The following is a 1,506-nucleotide window of genomic DNA, read 5'->3' as shown; positions in this document are numbered from 1 at the left end:
AGTTTGTATAGCGATCTAAATAACTCACTGATAAAAATAATTGAGTCTACTCGTCCACCTAGCATAAGTGAAAGTGAGAGCACCCAAGTTGTCATGCCAGAGATAGAAAAAAATGTACCTTCTACAACTAGTATTACCTTGAACCGTAATCAGGTAGATTTTATATATGGAGGTCAAGAGACGGAAATTAAATTTTTAGAGTTAATTAATACTGCTCAAAATTATCTAATTATTCATTCAACTTTTATCGGCTCTTGGTGTATCAAGAGAAAAAATAGTGAAGATGAACAATATTCCGAATATTTTGAGGCTATAAGAGAAGCATTAAAAAGAGAGGTAGCAGTATATATTTTATGGGGAAAAACTAGTCTTGATAGCGATGATGACGACTATGAAAAATCTCATGCGGAAGACAATAAGGTGAAAAATCTTTTAAGTGAATTTAATGATAGTTGTAGACGTGAGGGTATAATGGGCATCGTCGATTACAATCAATTCAGAAGAACAGAATCTCACGCAAAGTTTATCATAGCTGACTCAGCTAAAAGAGGAGCTTGTGTAATGGTCAGTTCGTGCAATTTTCTGTATTCAAGGTTTAATAGATTTGAGGCGTCTGTAGCTATTTACGATGATAAGTTGGTAAGGTCATATTTAAGGATAGCAGCGAATATATCTATGGGTAATAACTATGTAAATAGTTCTACAAAAAAAGAAATTAATAGTTATGCAAATCAGTATAAATGCTTTACAAAAAGAAATTCACCTCAAGAGGTTAGAAATCTTCAAGAAGATAAGTTTACTGTTAGTTTGGTTCTCAAAAACCAACACTACTATTATATTGATGTCGCTTGTAATGAAGCTACTAAGATAATTTATATTACAAGCGATTTTATAAATAGTACGCCTGAAAGACCTATCTACGATGCGTTAAGGAACTCCACCGCTAAGAAATTTCTATTTTATTCGAAAAGATCTGACCATATAAGTCATGAGGAAATAAACGAGACTATGAAAAGTCTGGATGGTCTTAGAGAGCCCATTAAGCTTAGACAGTCACCTCACAAGCCGAAGCACCATGCTAAGGTACTAGCTTGGGATGATAATGACATACTTATAACTAGTTTAAACTGGCTTTCTTCTAATGCATCTGAAAACCAAGATGATAAATACCATGAGATAGGTGTACATATAAATGGCCCCAATGTAGTGGCAGAATTTATAAATAAATTTAAACCTTAAAACCCCCAGTTTAACCAATTCACCTAACAAACCCCAAACCCCAAGTTTGAGCCTGCTACCTAAGAATATTTATAATAGTAAGAAACCGCTTAACTCTTGTTGATACAAGAGTTGAACGGTTTTTTTATAATTTCTATTTTTTTGTAACACTTGTGTATAGTCTAAATAGTAAGCATCCGACCATCCCATCTTTTTTTCTATTAAAAAATGCGAGATAGTGTCCACGAACAAATAATCGTGGACACTAACATGACAACACAATCTCCT

Annotated in this window: 1 protein-coding gene; it reads left to right on the top strand. The window is 33.6% G+C overall.

What is annotated here, in order from left to right:
- Positions 1-1,239, top strand: a 1,239-nt coding sequence (locus A1019T_RS13130) for a phospholipase D-like domain-containing protein (protein WP_244156674.1), incomplete at its 5' end; no start/stop codon positions are given.
- Between the last annotated feature and the right edge of the window lie 267 nt (positions 1,240-1,506).

This window comes from Psychrobacter piechaudii, assembly GCF_900162825.1.
Lineage (GTDB): Bacteria > Pseudomonadota > Gammaproteobacteria > Pseudomonadales > Moraxellaceae > Psychrobacter > Psychrobacter piechaudii.
Note: the sequence above shows the minus strand (reverse complement) of the source record. Positions and strands in the feature narration are given on the sequence as shown.